This is a genomic window from Streptomyces sp. C10-9-1, from assembly GCF_024497955.1.
GTDB classification, from domain to species: Bacteria; Actinomycetota; Actinomycetes; order Streptomycetales; family Streptomycetaceae; genus Streptomyces; species Streptomyces sanyensis.
The window spans coordinates 212,260-226,565 of record NZ_JANHKP010000008.1 but is presented as its reverse complement, the minus strand read 5'-3'; the positions used below and the strand labels follow the sequence as shown (position 1 = coordinate 226,565).

At 74.0% G+C, this 14,306-nt stretch carries 13 protein-coding genes; 6 read left to right on the top strand and 7 right to left on the bottom strand.

Annotated features, from left to right (window positions below; genetic code table 11):
• Positions 1-13 precede the first annotated feature (13 nt).
• Positions 14-1,108 (bottom strand): barstar family protein, encoded by a 1,095-nt coding sequence (locus tag NPS70_RS13770; protein WP_256524493.1) that lies wholly within the window; start codon positions 1,106-1,108, stop codon positions 14-16.
• Positions 1,109-1,320: 212 nt separating this feature from the next.
• Here NPS70_RS13770 and NPS70_RS13765 point away from each other — a divergent pair, with 212 nt between their 5' ends.
• Together NPS70_RS13765 and NPS70_RS13760 are read left to right on the top strand one after the other, a co-directional pair.
• Positions 1,321-2,292 carry a redoxin family protein gene (locus tag NPS70_RS13765; RefSeq protein ID WP_256524492.1) on the top strand — a complete coding sequence of 324 codons (972 nt, stop codon included), beginning with the start codon at positions 1,321-1,323 and terminating at the stop codon, positions 2,290-2,292.
• Between the two features lie 282 nt (positions 2,293-2,574).
• Positions 2,575-4,185: an alpha/beta hydrolase gene (locus NPS70_RS13760; RefSeq protein ID WP_256524491.1), complete on the top strand. Its 1,611-nt coding sequence runs from the start codon at positions 2,575-2,577 to the stop codon at positions 4,183-4,185.
• A gap of 133 nt (positions 4,186-4,318) precedes the next feature.
• Here the strand turns inward: NPS70_RS13760 and NPS70_RS13755 are convergent, their stop codons facing one another.
• The 3 genes from NPS70_RS13755 to NPS70_RS13745 form a co-directional block, all read right to left on the bottom strand.
• On the bottom strand, positions 4,319-6,709 hold the full coding sequence (locus tag NPS70_RS13755; protein WP_256524490.1) for an excinuclease ABC subunit UvrA: 2,391 nt from the start codon (positions 6,707-6,709) through the stop codon (positions 4,319-4,321).
• Positions 6,710-6,876: 167 nt separating this feature from the next.
• A complete protein-coding gene (locus NPS70_RS13750; protein WP_256524489.1) occupies positions 6,877-7,293 on the bottom strand; it encodes a VOC family protein in 417 nt (138 codons plus the stop codon).
• Positions 7,294-7,372: 79 nt separating this feature from the next.
• Positions 7,373-7,786 (bottom strand): helix-turn-helix transcriptional regulator, encoded by a 414-nt coding sequence (locus NPS70_RS13745; RefSeq protein WP_256524488.1) that lies wholly within the window; start codon positions 7,784-7,786, stop codon positions 7,373-7,375.
• Positions 7,787-8,091: 305 nt separating this feature from the next.
• Between NPS70_RS13745 and NPS70_RS13740 the strand changes: the two genes are divergently transcribed.
• On the top strand, positions 8,092-8,469 hold the full coding sequence (locus tag NPS70_RS13740; protein ID WP_256524487.1) for a VOC family protein: 378 nt from the start codon (positions 8,092-8,094) through the stop codon (positions 8,467-8,469).
• Positions 8,470-8,534: 65 nt separating this feature from the next.
• Here the strand turns inward: NPS70_RS13740 and NPS70_RS13735 are convergent, their stop codons facing one another.
• A complete protein-coding gene (locus tag NPS70_RS13735; RefSeq protein ID WP_256524486.1) occupies positions 8,535-9,110 on the bottom strand; it encodes a histidine phosphatase family protein in 576 nt (191 codons plus the stop codon).
• Positions 9,111-9,197: 87 nt separating this feature from the next.
• A complete protein-coding gene (locus NPS70_RS13730) occupies positions 9,198-10,631 on the bottom strand; it encodes a PLP-dependent aminotransferase family protein (protein WP_256524485.1) in 1,434 nt (477 codons plus the stop codon).
• On the opposite strand from NPS70_RS13730, the gene NPS70_RS13725 reads away from it, so the two are divergent.
• Both NPS70_RS13725 and NPS70_RS13720 read left to right on the top strand, forming a co-directional pair.
• Positions 10,630-11,526 (top strand): DMT family transporter, encoded by an 897-nt coding sequence (locus NPS70_RS13725; protein ID WP_256524484.1) that lies wholly within the window; start codon positions 10,630-10,632, stop codon positions 11,524-11,526. The two genes, NPS70_RS13730 and NPS70_RS13725, sit on opposite strands and share 2 nt — an antisense overlap.
• Positions 11,527-11,712: 186 nt before the next feature.
• Positions 11,713-11,904 carry a DUF1918 domain-containing protein gene (locus NPS70_RS13720; RefSeq protein ID WP_256524483.1) on the top strand — a complete coding sequence of 64 codons (192 nt, stop codon included), beginning with the start codon at positions 11,713-11,715 and terminating at the stop codon, positions 11,902-11,904.
• A 76-nt stretch (positions 11,905-11,980) separates the two neighbouring features.
• Here the strand turns inward: NPS70_RS13720 and NPS70_RS13715 are convergent, their stop codons facing one another.
• Positions 11,981-13,258 carry a glycoside hydrolase family 10 protein gene (locus NPS70_RS13715; protein ID WP_256524482.1) on the bottom strand — a complete coding sequence of 426 codons (1,278 nt, stop codon included), beginning with the start codon at positions 13,256-13,258 and terminating at the stop codon, positions 11,981-11,983.
• 186 nt (positions 13,259-13,444) lie between these two features.
• Between NPS70_RS13715 and NPS70_RS13710 the strand changes: the two genes are divergently transcribed.
• A complete protein-coding gene (locus tag NPS70_RS13710; RefSeq protein WP_256524481.1) occupies positions 13,445-14,305 on the top strand; it encodes a 3-hydroxybutyryl-CoA dehydrogenase in 861 nt (286 codons plus the stop codon).
• The last annotated feature ends 1 nt before the right edge of the window (position 14,306 follow it).

Below are 14,306 nucleotides of genomic sequence, written 5' to 3'. Positions count from 1 at the left end.
GTGGCGGCCATTCTCACGTGAAGGTCACATGCATCCCGCCCTCGGTCAGGACTTCGATCACCAGGGCGACCAGGTCATACTCCTCGCCCTCCGGCGCCAGGACGCAGGACAGGCAATCACGCGCAGTCGCAGCGTCCCGCCAGACCAAGGTTGCGGGGGCGGAGTAGCCGAAGCCGCCGCGCAGACAGTCCACGAGGGCGTCCAGGCAGCCGCCGAAGTAGCCGCCCGGCCCGTTGACGGCCTCGCCGAGTGCCAGGTAGAGGCCCGGTTCATCGGTGATGTGCCGGCCGTCCAGCTCGTACGCCTGCCCAGCCTGCCGGTCCTGGTGTTCGAGCCGACAGCCCCGCTCCCGGACGAGGTCGAGCCAGGCCCCACGCTGACGGGTATCGAGCGCGGCCCAGGCGCCGGGGGCCTCCGGCGGGCCGGCAAGCCAGCGCTCCCAGATGGGCCGGGCGTACCCCGGTACGGGGGCGAGGTATCCGTCGAGTTCCAGATCAATCAGGTCCGTCCCGCGGGAGGACGGCTGCCAGGTACGGACTGTGGGGCGAAGCAGCCGGTCGGTGAGCGGTTCGCCCCGGTCGTCCCGTATCTCCAGCCAGACCTCCTCCAGGTCCAGCGTGCGCCGGGTGCCCGTAGCCAGGGCCTGCCGTAGCCGATCACTCGGGGCGATCCCCCGCAGGACGAGCGGAGGCTCGGCGTGCTCGGGCGGCAGGATGCGGGCGAACTCCCGGCAGGAGCCCACCCACCGGTACCCGTCGTGCAGTCGGACAGGAGCCTGATGTCCCTCGGGCAGGCTCTCGTAGTCGTCCACACCGGTGAGCACGAGGCTGCTCGTTCCCGGGTACCGTCCGGGGCTCTCCACGTCCTCCAGCAGCCAGGCGTCGAGCGGCCCGTCCTCCGGCACCAGCCACACCCGGCTGCCGACCCGGCCGCGCACATCGGCTCCGTCCGGAACCCAATCGAACAGTTCGTACGTGTCACGCCGGGGTTCCCTGAACAGTCCCTCCGCCTCGGCGCAGACGCCCCAGACGTGGCCGCTTCCTGTGTCCGTCAGCGTGTACCTTCTCCGCCCGCGATGGTCCCTGTCCACATGCACGGTGGGAATCATGCCCAATGCGGGTGTAGTCCGCGAAGCTCCTTCCGTGGTCGAAGCCGAGGCCGGTCGGATTTCCTCGGCATGAGGCATCGATGCGTGGGATCGGACGTCCGTCCGAGCTGTTCGAGGTCGCGCCCGGGAGCCGAGGTCCGAGGGGCCGGCAGTCCGCCCTTGACCCGGACCCCGGGGTCCGGGTCTAGCGTCAGGGGGACGAGGAGGTGCCCATGCGTGCAGGTGAGGCGTCAGCGGCCGCCGGAGTGACGATCAAGGCGCTGCGGTACTACGAGGACTGCGGACTGATCAGCCCCGGCCGCTCGGCCAACGGCTACCGCGACTACACCGCGGAGGACGTCAGGCTGGCGGAGGAGATCCGCAGCCTCGGGGCGCTCGGGCTCGCCCCCGGGGAGACCCGGCCCTTTCTCTCCTGCCTGCGCGCGGGACATGACGAGGGCGACCACTGCGCCGAGTCGCTGGCCGCCTACCAGCGGAAGATCGACGCGCTCGACCTGCTCGTCACCCGGCTGACCCGCAGCCGGGACCGGCTGATCCGCCGCAGGGACGCGGCGGCCCGGCGAGGCTTCCCCACCACCACTGCCACCGAACCGCCCAAGGAGCTTGACGCGATGCTGCCCCAGGCCGACCCCCTGCCCGCCGACCTGCCCGCCCCGGTGGACGACGGCGCCGCCGCCCATCTGCCCGGCCGTGCCCTTCCCGCCCTGTCCTTCACCGCCACCGACGGCAGCGACATCCGCCTCGACGCGGTGTCCGAAGGGCGCTGGGTGCTCTTCCTGTACCCGCTCACCGGAGACCCGGCCGCCGACATCCCCGAGGGCTGGAACGACATCCCCGGCGCCCGGGGCTGCAGCCAGGAGGCCTGCGACTTCCGCGACAACCTCGACGCCCTCAGGGCCTCGGGCGTCGACCGGGTGCTGGCCCTGTCCTCGGACCGGGCCGACTACCAGCGAGCGCTCGTGGACCGGCTGCACCTGCCCTACCCGATGGTCTCCGACCCCCGGCTCACGCTCGCCGACGCACTGGGGCTCCCGACGTTCGAGGCCGACGGCCAGACGCTCTACCGGCGCCTCACCCTCGTCCTGCGCGGCGCCACGATCGAGCATGTCTTCTACCCGGTCTTCCCTCCGGACACCCACGCCCACGAGGTGGCGCGGTGGTTCCGCGGCCGCCGCGACGCGTGACCGGCGCCCGCCGGGGCGCCGGCACCGGCCGGGTGACGGCGCTTCAGGCCGCTGCCGCGCCCGCTGCGCCTGCGTCCGGCGGAGTCTCGGGGACGGGACGTCCCGCCGCGGGGAGCACCCCGGAGGGTTCCGCGGCGGCATCGGTTGTCATTCCCCGGGCCGAGAAGCGGAGGATCGTCCTCTACCTCAGGACGATGCCCGGGCCGGATCCCGCTCCGTAGTCTGGCACCGCCGCTGACCTGCCGCGGCGATGCCCAACCACGGACTCCGGATCGGTCACACGTGCTCACTCTTCCCAGGCGCCGCCGCGCCGTCTTTCTGGCCGCGGCGGCGGCCCTCGCCGCGGGTTCGCTGAGCGGCTGCACTCGCGACGCCTCCGAGGCGCATGCCGCCGACGACCCCGCCGCCCGCGCCGACCTGCGCGCCTTCTACGGCCAGAAGCTGACGTGGGAACCCTGCGGGGAGGAGGAGTGCGCCACGCTCAGGGTCCCCATGGACTACTCGGCGCCCGGCGACGGCAGGACGTTCACGCTCCCCCTGATCCGGGTCACCGCGACCGACGAGGACCGCCGCATCGGGTCGCTGGTCTTCAACCCGGGCGGGCCGGGGGAATCCGGGGTCGCCCTCCTCCAGGGCGGCGGGGCGGAGTCGTTCACCGAGCGGATACGGGCCCGCTTCGACATCGTCGGATTCGACCCGCGCGGTGTGGCGGGCAGTGAGCCCGCCGTGGACTGCGGCCCCGAGGACGAGGTCTACGCGGAGGACGGCGACACCGGACCCCAGCCGCTCCACCCCGCGACCGAGGAGCAGCGCCGCACCGCCCTGGCCACCGCGGGGAGCACGGTCGCCGCCTGCAAGAAGCACAGCGGCTCGATCCTGCCGCACGTGGGGACGGCCGACGCCGCGCGCGACATGGACGTGCTGCGCGCCGCGCTCGGCGACGACAGGCTGAGCTATCTCGGATGGTCCTACGGGACGTCGCTGGGCACCAGCTACGGCGAGCTGTTCCCGCGGCGGGTGCGCGCGATGGTGCTGGACGGGGCCGTCGACCCCTCGCTGGACTGGGCCGAGCGGGCCGGCAGCCAGGCCGCCGGATTCCGCAAGGCGGTCGACGACTACGCCGAGTACTGCGCCGAGGTGGTGGGGGACGCCTGCCCCGCGGACACCCCCGAGGGCATCCGCGCACTGCTCCGGGACCTCTACGCACGGACCGCGAAGGAGCCCCTGCCGGTCGCGGACAGCGAATGGGGCCTGGACGCGCCCACCCTGCACAGCGCCCTCGTGACGTCGATGTACACCCCGGAGGACCAGTGGGAGGCGCTGTCCAGGGCTCTGGGCGACGCGGCCGACGGTGACGGGACGGGGCTCGCGGGCATAGCCGCCGGCGAGGAGGAGGACCCCGGCGAGGAGGTCGCCGGGGAGGAGGAGACCGGGGAGGAGGTCGCCGGGGAGGGGGAGCAGGCCGAGGAGGAGGGCCACCCCGACAACTCCGACGTGGCCATCGCCGCGGTCGACTGCCTCGACATCCCCCACCCCGAGAACCCGCGCGAGTACTGGAAGGCCCTCGACCGGGCGCACCTCGCCGAGGGCGACTTCGGATCCGAGAGCGTGATCGCCGCGCTCGGCTGCCGGGGCTGGCCGCACCGCGGGCCCGGCCCGCACCGGGTGGCCGCCGAGGGGCTCCCTCCGGTCCTCGTCGTGGGGACCACCGGCGACCCGTCCACGCCGTACCACGAGGCACAGTCCCTGGCCCGCCAGCTGACCGGGGGCATGCTGCTGACCTTCGAGGGACTCGGGCACACCGCCTACGGGCGCGGCAGCAGCTGTGTGGACGACGCCGTGGACGGCTACCTCCTCGACCTCGCACCGGTGGAACCCGGAGCGACCTGCTGAGTCCGGGCACCGCCGCACGCGGCATGCCCTCGGGCGCGCAGGCCCCCGCCTTCCGGACGTCGTCCGGAAGGCGGGGGCCTGCGCGCCGACCGTCCGGCCGGCGTGCCCGCCCGGCCGCGGGGGCGCCCGCGGGTCAGGCGCCCACGTAGGCCGCGAGGTGCTCCCCGGTGACGGTGGAACGGGCCGCGACCAGGTCGGCGGGCGTGCCCTCGAACACGATCCGGCCGCCGTCGTGGCCGGCGCCCGGCCCGAGGTCGATGATCCAGTCCGCGTGGGCCATCACGGCCTGGTGGTGCTCGACCACGATCACCGACTTGCCCGCGTCGACGAGCCGGTCCAGGAGGCCGAGTAGCTGCTCCACGTCGGCGAGGTGCAGGCCGGTGGTCGGCTCGTCGAGCAGGTAGACGCCCCCCTTGTCCGCCATGTGGGTGGCCAGCTTGAGCCGCTGGCGTTCGCCGCCCGACAGGGTGGTCAGCGGCTGGCCGAGGGTCAGGTAGCCGAGTCCCACGTCCGCGAGCCGTGCGAGGACCCGCTGCGCGGCGGGCGTGCGGGCCTCGCCGTCGGCGAAGAAGGCGGCCGCCTCGGACACGGGCATGGCCAGCACCTCGCTGATGTCGCGGCCGCCCAGGCGGTACTCCAGCACCGCCGCCTGGTAGCGCCTGCCCTCGCACTCCTCGCAGGTGCTCGCGACGCCGGCCATCATCGCCAGGTCGGTGTAGACGACCCCGGCGCCGTTGCAGCCGGGGCAGGCGCCTTCCGAGTTGGCGCTGAACAGCGCCGGCTTGACGCCGTTGGCCTTGGCGAACGCCTTGCGGACCGGCTCCAGCAGGCCGGTGTACGTCGCCGGGTTGCTGCGCCGCGAGCCGCGGATCGGGGACTGGTCGACGGAGACGACCCCCGCCTCGGCCGGGATGGAGCCGTGGACCAGCGAGCTCTTCCCCGAACCTGCCACGCCGGTGACGACGGCCAGCACCCCGAGCGGGACGTCGACGTCCACCCCGCGCAGGTTGTGGGTGGTGGCGCCGCGGATCTCCAGCGCCCCGGTCGGTGTGCGGACGTCCTTCTTGACCGCCGCCCGGTCGTCGAGGTGGCGGCCGGTCGGGGTGTCCGACGCGCGCAGCCCCTCCACCGTGCCCTCGAAGCAGACCGCGCCGCCGCCCGTCCCGGCACCGGGACCGAGGTCGACGACGTGGTCGGCGATCGCGATGACCTCCGGCTTGTGCTCCACGACCAGGACCGTGTTGCCCTTGTCCCGCAGACGCAGCAGCAGCTTGTTCATGCGCTGCACGTCGTGCGGGTGCAGGCCCGCCGTGGGCTCGTCGAAGACGTAGGTGACGTCGGTGAGCGAGGAGCCGAGGTGGCGGATCATCTTGACCCGCTGCGCCTCGCCGCCGGAGAGGGTGCCCGCCGGGCGGTCCAGCGACAGGTACCCGAGGCCGATCTCCCCGAAGGAGTCCAGGGTGCCCTGGAGCGCGGCGAGCAGCGGGGCCACCGAGGGCTCGTCGAGGCCGCGGACCCACTCCGCGAGGTCGCTGATCTGCATCGCGCAGGCCTCGGCGATGCTGACGTCCCCGATCTTCGACGAGCGGGCGCCCTCGCTCAGCCGCGTGCCCCCGCACTCGGGGCACGGGGTGAAGGTGACGGCGCGCTCCACGAAGGCCCGGACGTGCGGCTGCATCGCCTCCTTGTCCTTGGACAGGAAGGACTTCTGGATCTTGGGGATCAGGCCCTCGTAGGTGAGGTTGACCCCCTCGACCTTCACCTTGGTCGGCTCACGGTGGAGGAGGTCGCGCATCTCCTGCTCGGTGAAGTCGCGGATCGGCTTGTCCGGGTCGAGGAAGCCCGACTCGGCGTAGACCCGCACCGTCCAGAAGCTGTCCGACTTCCAGCCGGGGATGGTGAAGGCGCCCTCGGCGAGCGACTTGGAGTCGTCGTAGAGCTGGGTCAGGTCGATGTCGGAGACCGTCCCGCGGCCTTCGCAGCGCGGGCACATGCCGCCGGTCCGGTTGAACGTCGCCTTCACGGCCTTCTTGTCGCCGCGTTCGACGGTGATCGCACCGCTGGCCCGGACGGAGGGGACGTTGAAGGCGTAGGCGGACGGCGGGCCGACATGGGGCCGGCCGAGGCGGCTGAAGAGGATGCGCAGCATCGCGTTGGCGTCGGTCGCGGTGCCGACCGTGGAGCGCGGGTCGCCGCCCATCCGCGACTGGTCGACGGCGATGGCCGTGGTCAGCCCTTCGAGGACGTCGACCTCGGGCCTCGACAGGGTCGGCATGAAGCCCTGGACGAAGGCGCTGTAGGTCTCGTTGATGAGCCGCTGGGACTCGGCGGCGATGGTGTCGAAGACGAGCGAGCTCTTGCCCGAGCCGGAGACCCCGGTGAACACCGTGAGGCGGCGCTTGGGGATCTCGATGCTGACGTCCTTGAGGTTGTTCTCCCTCGCTCCGTGCACACGGATGTGCTCGTGGCTGTCGGCGAGGTGCGGCGCGGACGGCCGTCCGTCCGTGCTCGCGGCCTTGCTCATCGTCTCTCCATCCGTCGTGACATCGGGTGGTGGTCGCCGGGGCCCGGGGCGGCCTCCGCGCCGTGGCGGGAGGCCGTTCGGGGCGGCCTGCCGCGGGGGGGCGCCGGGGCCCGCGGCCCGGAAGGCTACCCGAGGGGGCGCCCGGCGCGCGGGGATTTCCCGCCGTCTCAGGCCCCGGCCCGCTGGGTGAACCGCAGCATGTTGCCGGCCGGGTCGCGGAAGGCGCAGTCGCGGACCCCGTAGGGCTGGTCGATGGGCTCCTGGAGCACCTCGGCGCCGGAGGCCCTGACGCGCTCGAAGGTGGCGTCGCAGTCCTCGGTGGAGAAGATGACGGCGCGCAGCATGCCCTTGGCCAGCAGTTCCGCCATCGCCCGCCGGTCCGCGGGCGAGGCGTTGGGGTCGGCGAGCGGCGGTTCGAGGACGACCTCGACGTCCGGCTGGGCGGGCGAGCCGACCGTCACCCACCGCATGCCCTCGAAGGAGACGTCGTTGCGGACCTCCAGTCCGAGGACGTCGCCGTAGAAGGCGAGGGCCTTGTCGTGGTCGTCGACGGCGATGAAGCACTGCGAGAGTTTGATGTCCATGCCCCCGACGGTACGAGGGCGGACCGGTCTCGCGCTTCTCCGATCCTGACCGGTTGCCCGGTCCGGGTGGCGTGCCGGGCTACTCGGCCCCGGTCGCCGGCCTGGTGCGCACCGGACGGGTGTGGATCTTGGCGATGCAGGCGGGGATCGGGGCACCCGCGTCGTGGCGGCGGGCCCGGTAGGCGCTGGGGGTCTCGCCGACGAGTTGGGTGAAGCGTGAGCTGAAGGACCCCAGGGAGGTGCACCCGACGGCGAAGCACGCCTCGGTCACGCTCGTGTCGCCGCGGCGCAGCAGGGCCTTGGCGCGCTCGACGCGGCGGGTCATCAGGTAGTTGTAGGGCGTCTCACCGAAGGCGGCCCGGAAGCTGCGGGAGAAGTGCCCGGGCGACATGAGGGCGACGCGGGCGAGAGCGGGGACGTCCAGGGGCTGGGAGTAGTCGCGGTCCATGGTGTCGCGGGCGCGGCGCAGCCGGGCGAGGTCCTCCAGGTCCATGCCCCCAGGATCCCACGGCCCCGATCACGGCCCGACCGCGGCCGGGGCCCGGTGCGCCGGGCCGCCGTGGCCGGATTCCGACGCGGGGCCGGGGGCGGCGTTGCCGCATCCGGCCGGACCGGGGTAGCGTCCCGCCCCATGATCACCGGAACGGCTTCGCGCCACGCACGGACAGGCGATCCGGTGGAGCTCTGAGCCCACCGCGGGGGCGTGCACGGCCCCCGGCACCCGCTCCGCGCGGACCTCCCGTGCCCCTGCACCCGACGCCCTGCAGGAACCGCACGAGACAGCGAGGTCAGCGCTCCATGACAGCCACGTTCAACCACACCATCATCGCCGCCCGGGACCGCCACGAGTCCGCCCGCTTCCTGAAGGAGCTGCTGGAGCTCACGGAGGCGCCCTCCTGGGGGCCGTTCGCCAATCTCCTGCTCTCCGGGGGCGTACTGCTGCAGTTCGCCGAGCCGCCGGTGGAGGAGATCCAGATGCAGCACTACGCCTTCCTGGTCGACGACGAGCTGTTCGACCGCGCCTACGCCCGGCTCTGCGAGCAGGGGGTGGAGCACTGGGCCGACCCGCAGATGCGGCGCCCCGGGGAGACCAACGAGGGGCACGGCGGCCGGGGCGTGTACTTCAAGGACCCGGCCGGGCACGCGATGGAGCTGATCACCCGGCCCTACCTGTAGCGGGACCGCCCCGTCCCCGCGGCCCGTGCGGGGACCGCCCGTGGAGGCCGCGGGGACGCGGCGGCTCAGGCGGCGGACTCCAGGCAGAGGTTCCAGCGGCCCGGGGTGCCGGTCAGGGTGATCGTCGACAGGGGGCGGACCTCCACGTGCCAGTACATCGAGGGGTGCGCCCGCAGGGCGTAGACGAAGGCGGCCCGGACCACGGCCGGTTCCGCCACGGCGACGATCGCGCCGCCGACGTCCGCGGGCCGGGTGTCCAGCCAGCCCCCTATGCGGGAGATGAAGGCGAGCAGCGGCTCCCCGCCGTGCGGGGCGCTGCGGGGGTCGGTCAGCCAGGTGTCGACCGCGTCCGGCTCGCGGGCGGTGACCTCCGCGAGGGTCCAGCCCCGCCAGCGGCCCATGTCGCAGTCGCGCAGGGCGGGCTGGGCGAGCGGCGCGAAGCCGAGGGCGTCGCCGGTCGCCCGGCTGCGTGTGGTCGGCGAGCAGTAGCGCAGCTCGGCGGCGCTCAGCGGGACGAGGGCGTGCGCGGCGAGCTGGACCTCGTGCCAGCCTGACTGGTCCAGCGGCCGGTCGTCGTCGAACCGCTCGGTGAGCACCGTGGAGCTGCGCGCCGCGGCGACCAGGGTGACCCGGACACTCATGGCGTGATGGTGCTGGCCGCGAGGCCGCTGGTCAAGGGGTCGGGAGCGTCCTGGGCGGCCCGGCCCCGGCTGCGCCCGGCCGCCCGCTCAGTGCGGTGGCGCGCCGTGGGCCGCCTCCAGACGGTGCATGCCCTCCGCGATCTCGGCGGCCCCGGAGACGCCGGCGAAGCTCAACCGGACGTGCCCGGCGGGGGGTTCGGCACTGAAGTAGGGACGCCCGGGGGCGATCGCCACGCCCGCCCGCAGGGCTGCCCCGACGAGGGTGGCTTCGTCGGTCCCCTCGGGCAGCCGCAGCCAGAGGTGGAAGCCGCCGGAGGGGACGTGCGGCAGGTCGAGGCCGGGCAGCCGCAGCCGGAGCGCCGCGGTCATCGCGTCGCGCCGGGCCTTCAGCTCGGCGGAGACCGTGCGCAGGTGGCGGGTCCAGGCCGGTCCTCCGACGAGCTCCAGGGCGGCCTCCTGGAGCGGCCGGGGGACGAAGAAGGTGTCGACGACGTGGATGGCGCGCAGCCGCTCCAGGACGGGGCCGCGGGCGGCCAGCATGCCGACGCGCAGGCTGGGCGAGGTGACCTTGGTCAGGGAGCTGACGTGGACGACCACGCCGTCGGGGTCGTCGGCGGCCAGGGGCTCGGGCAGGGGCCCCGCGTCCTCGTGGGCGAGGCGGCGGGCGAAGTCGTCCTCGACGACGAAGGCGCCTGCCGCGCGGGCGATGCGCAGGACCTCGCGGCGGCGGGCGGGCGCGAGCACGGCCCCGGTCGGGTTCTGGAAGAGCGGCTGGCAGACGACGACCCGGGCGCCGGTGGCGTGGAAGGCCGCGTCGAGGAGTTCGGGGCGGAGCCCGTCGGCGTCCACCGGGACCGGGACCGGCCGCAGTCCGGCCGCGCGGGCGATGGCCAGCATGCCGGGGTAGGTCGGCGATTCGACGAGTACGGGGGCGCCGGGCGGGGCGAGCGCGCGCAGCGCCGCGGCGAGCGCCACCTGCCCTCCGGAGGTGACGAGGACGTCGGCCGGGCCGACGCCGCCCCCGACGGCGCGGGCGAACCACTCCCGCAGTTCCGGCAGTCCGTCCACCGGCGGGCGGGCCCAGGCGCCCGGGCGCCGCCCGGCCCGGCCGAGGGCCGCCGCCATGGCGCGTTCGGGCTGGAGCGCGGAGTGGAGGTAGCCGCCGTTGAACTCGACCACTCCGGGTGGCGGCGCGGCCAGGGTGACCAGCACACCGGAGGCGTCGACGGCGCGGGGCACGACCTCGGTGGCGGAGTCCGCGCTCAGGGCGACCTCCTGCCAGGAGGTGTCCCCCGGCGGCGGGGCGGAGGCGGGTTCGGCCCGGAAGGCGCCCGCCCCGGGCCGGGTGACCACGAGTCCCTCGGCGGCCAGGCGGGCCAGGGCCCGCGAGACGGTGACCGGGGAGACGCGATGGCGCTCGACCAGCACTCTGCTGGACGGCAGCTTCTCACCAGGTGAGTAGCGGTGAAGGTCGCTTTTCAGAATGTTCGCGAGCTCCACCACACTGCTACTCTCGTTCATGACAGTACAGAATAGCGCTATTGCTTCTCCCGGGATAGCGGTCGGCGGCGGTACCGCGCTCGCGGGCCTGGGGGTCCTCCTCTTCTCCCTGACCTTTCCCGCCACCGTCTGGGGCCTGGACGGCTTCGGCCCCTGGTCCCTGGTCCTGCTCCGCGGCGTCCTGGCCGCGCTGCTGGCGGGCGGCTTCCTGCTGGCCCTGCGGGTGCCGGTTCCCGAGCGGCGGCACTGGGGCGGCCTCGCGGTCGTGGGCGCCGGGGTCGTGATCGGCTTCCCGCTGCTGACCACGCTGGCCCTCCAGACCTCCACCTCCTCCCATGCGGCGGTCGTGGTCGGGCTGCTCCCCCTGACCACCAGCGTGATCGCCGTGCTGAGGACCCGGCGGCGCCCCTCGCGCGCCTTCTGGGCCGCAGCGGTCGCCGGCGCCGCCGCCGTGATCGCCTTCACCGTGCAGCAGAGCGGGGGCGCCCTGCACACGGGCGACGTCTACCTGTTCGCCGCGCTCCTGGTGTGCGCGGCCGGGTACACCGAGGGCGGCCGCCTGGCGGCGCTGATGCCCGGCTGGCAGGTGATCGGCTGGGCCCTCGTGCTCTGCCTGCCCCTGTCCGCCGTCGGCGCGGCCGCGGCCCTGGCCGTGGAGCCGGTCGCGCTCACGCCCCGGGGGGTGGCGGGGCTGCTCTGGGTCGCCGCGGTCTCCCAGTTCCTCGGCCTGTACGTCTGGTACCGGGGGATGGCGGGCATCGGGATCGCCCGCGCCAGCCAGCTCCAGCTGGCGCAGCCGCTGCTGACGCTCGTCTGGTCGGTGGCGCTGCTGGGCGAGGAGCTCTCCGCGGCGGCCCCGCTGACGGCGGGGGCCGTCCTGGTGTGCATCGTGGTCACCCAGCGCGCCCGCGCCTGAGCCCGCACGGCGTGCGGGCGCGCGGCCGCGGTACGGCCGGTTCGCGCCGGTACGGCCCGCCGCCGCCCCGGAGTGTCCGCAGGCCGGGGGCCCGGGGACCGGCCGGGGATGCGCCCTCCACCCCCGGCCGTAGACTCGAAACGACCCGCCGTTTTCCGACCCCCCGCTTCGAGGAGGGCGCTTTCGATGCAAGCGAACGTGGGCGACACGCTGCTGGTGCACGGCAGGATCGTGGGACAGCACGACAAGGTCGCCGAAGTCCTCGAGGTGCTCGGGCAGGAGGGGAACCCTCCCTTCCGTGTCCGCTTCGACGACGGCCACGAGGCCGTGCTGTCACCGGGCCCCGACTGCACCGTCCAGCACCACGAACACGCCTGAACCGCCGCACGGGGACCCCGGCAGGGGGCCTCGCACCTGACGGGCAGGGCGCCGCCGCGAGCGGTGCCCTGCCCGTTCAGCGCCTGCCGCGCGCCCGCCGGGTGTAGTGGTCCGCCACCACCCGGGACATCGCCCCGACCGGGTCCTCTCCGACCTCCCTGGCGGAGAAGAAGCAGTGGCCGCCCACTTCCGGGTACCGGGCCGCGAACTCCAGGTGGCGGGAGAGTTCCGCCGGGTCCTGCCATGCCGCCGGCTGCCCGGCGGCGCCGGCCTTGTACAGCGCCTCCCCGATGTACAGGTCGACCCCCGTGCCCGACACCGTCTCCGCCCACCAGGGCACCAGCACCTCGTAGTCGGCCGGGGCGAACCCCCGGTGCCAGTAGAGCTGCGGCACCACGTAGTCGATCCAGCCGTTGCGGACCCAGGCGCGGGTGTCGGCGTAGAGGTCGTCGTAGGTCTGCACCCCGGCCGCCGTCCGGGAGCCGAGCGGGTCGGTCGACGCGTTGCGCCAGACGCCGAAGGGGCTGATGCCGAAGCGGACGCCGCCGCGTACCGCACGCAGCCGTTCCGCCATGCCGCGCACCAGCAGGTCGGTGTTGGCGCGCCGCCAGTGCGCGCGGTCCGGGTGCCCCCGGCCGTGCAGGGCCCAGGCCTCGTCGTCGTCGAAGCGCTGACCGGCCACGGGGTAGGGGTAGAAGTAGTCGTCGAAGTGGACCGCGTCGACCTCGTAGCGGTGCACGGCGTCCGTCATCGCCAGCTGCACGAACTCCCGGACCTCGGGCAGGCCCGGGTTGTAGTAGAGCTTCCCGCCGTAGGGGACCACCCACTGCGGGTTGAGGCGCGCCGGGTGGTCGGGCGCCAGGCGCGAGAGGTCGGTGTGCACCGCCACCCGGTAGGGGTTGAACCAGGCGTGCAGCTCCAGGCCCCGCGCGTGCGCCTCCGCCACCGCCGTGCCGAGCGGGTCCCAGCCCGGGTCGCGCCCCTGGGTCCCGGTCAGGAAGCGGCTCCACGGCTCGTAGGGCGAGGGCCACAGGGCGTCGGCGCACGGCCTGACCTGGAGGACGACCGCGTTCAGCCGCCGCTCCGCGGCCGTGTCCAGGTGGGCGAGCAGCTCGGCCCGCTGGCGGGCGGCCGGCAGACCGGGCGCCGAGGGGTAGTCGCGGCCCGTGACGGTGGCCAGCCACATGCCCCGGAACTCCCGGCCCGCACCGCGCCCGCGCCGCCGGTGGCCGTGACCGTGCGCGTGACCGTCTCCGCGACCGTGCCCGGGCCCGGCGGCCGCGTCGCCCGCCGCCGCCAGGGCCGCGAGCGCGCCCACCGCCGCCACGAAGCCCCGTCTTCCGATGTGTGCCATCCGTCCGCCTCCGCCGTCCGCAGGGTGTCCCGTGCCAGGTTCCCCGCACTCCCCGGGGAGCATGCCCGCCCCTGGCGGCCTGTGATCCACACATCCGGAGTAACGTCAGGGGGTCGGCGGGCGCCGGAACCGTACGGGGGACCCGCTGGACGACGGACCATCGAAAGGCATGAGGTGACGGAGTCAATGGCTGACATCGCACGCGTCGGAGTGGTGGGCTGCGGCCAGATGGGCGCAGGCATCGCTGAGGTGTGCGCCCGCAGCGGCCTGGAGGTGCGGGTGGCCGAGACCACCGGCGAGGCGCTGGAGATCGGCCGTACCCGGCTGTACGGCTCCCTCTCCAAGGCGGCGGAGCGGGGCAAGATCACCGAGGAGGAGCGGGACGCCACGCTGGCGCGGCTGTCCTTCACCACCGACCTCGGCGAGTTCGCCGACCGCGACCTGGTGATCGAGGCCGTGGTGGAGAACGAGCAGGTGAAGACGGAGATCTTCCAGATCCTCGACCAGGTGGTCACCCGTCCCGACGCGATCCTCGCCTCCAACACCTCCTCCATCCCCCTGGTGAAGCTGGCCGTCGCCACCTCGCGGCCGGACCAGGTGATCGGCATCCACTTCTTCAACCCGGCCCCGGTGCAGCGGCTCGTGGAGCTGATCCCCGCGCTCACCACGTCCGAGGAGACCGTCAAGCGCGCCGAGGCCGTGGTGCAGCAGGTGCTGGACAAGCACCCGATCCGCGCCCAGGACCGCTCCGGCTTCGTGGTGAACGCCCTGCTCATCCCCTATCTGCTGTCGGCGATCCGGATGTTCGAGTCGGGGATCGCGAGCCGTGAGGACATCGACAACGGCATGGAGATGGGCTGCGCCCACCCCATGGGCCCGCTGAAGCTGTCGGACCTGATCGGGCTGGACACCGTGGCCTCGGTGGCGGACTCGATGTACGCCGAGTTCAAGGAGCCCCTGTACGCCGCCCCGCCGCTGCTGCAGCGCATGGTCGACGCCGGGCGCCTCGGCCGCAAGAGCGGCTCGGGTTTCTACGTCTACTCCTGAG

What these genes read in the sequence shown, in the direction of transcription:
- NPS70_RS13770 (WP_256524493.1), bottom strand. Translation starts at nt 1,108, where the DNA reads ATGATTCCCACCGTGCATGTGGACAGGGACCATCGCGGGCGGAGAAGG.
- NPS70_RS13765 (WP_256524492.1), top strand. Translation starts at nt 1,321, where the DNA reads ATGCGTGCAGGTGAGGCGTCAGCGGCCGCCGGAGTGACGATCAAGGCG.
- NPS70_RS13755 (WP_256524490.1), bottom strand. Translation starts at nt 6,709, where the DNA reads ATGAGCAAGGCCGCGAGCACGGACGGACGGCCGTCCGCGCCGCACCTC.
- NPS70_RS13750 (WP_256524489.1), bottom strand. Translation starts at nt 7,293, where the DNA reads ATGGACATCAAACTCTCGCAGTGCTTCATCGCCGTCGACGACCACGAC.
- NPS70_RS13745 (WP_256524488.1), bottom strand. Translation starts at nt 7,786, where the DNA reads ATGGACCTGGAGGACCTCGCCCGGCTGCGCCGCGCCCGCGACACCATG.
- NPS70_RS13740 (WP_256524487.1), top strand. Translation starts at nt 8,092, where the DNA reads ATGACAGCCACGTTCAACCACACCATCATCGCCGCCCGGGACCGCCAC.
- NPS70_RS13735 (WP_256524486.1), bottom strand. Translation starts at nt 9,110, where the DNA reads ATGAGTGTCCGGGTCACCCTGGTCGCCGCGGCGCGCAGCTCCACGGTG.
- NPS70_RS13725 (WP_256524484.1), top strand. Translation starts at nt 10,630, where the DNA reads ATGACAGTACAGAATAGCGCTATTGCTTCTCCCGGGATAGCGGTCGGC.
- NPS70_RS13730 (WP_256524485.1), bottom strand. Translation starts at nt 10,631, where the DNA reads ATGAACGAGAGTAGCAGTGTGGTGGAGCTCGCGAACATTCTGAAAAGC.
- NPS70_RS13720 (WP_256524483.1), top strand. Translation starts at nt 11,713, where the DNA reads ATGCAAGCGAACGTGGGCGACACGCTGCTGGTGCACGGCAGGATCGTG.
- NPS70_RS13715 (WP_256524482.1), bottom strand. Translation starts at nt 13,258, where the DNA reads ATGGCACACATCGGAAGACGGGGCTTCGTGGCGGCGGTGGGCGCGCTC.
- NPS70_RS13710 (WP_256524481.1), top strand. Translation starts at nt 13,445, where the DNA reads ATGGCTGACATCGCACGCGTCGGAGTGGTGGGCTGCGGCCAGATGGGC.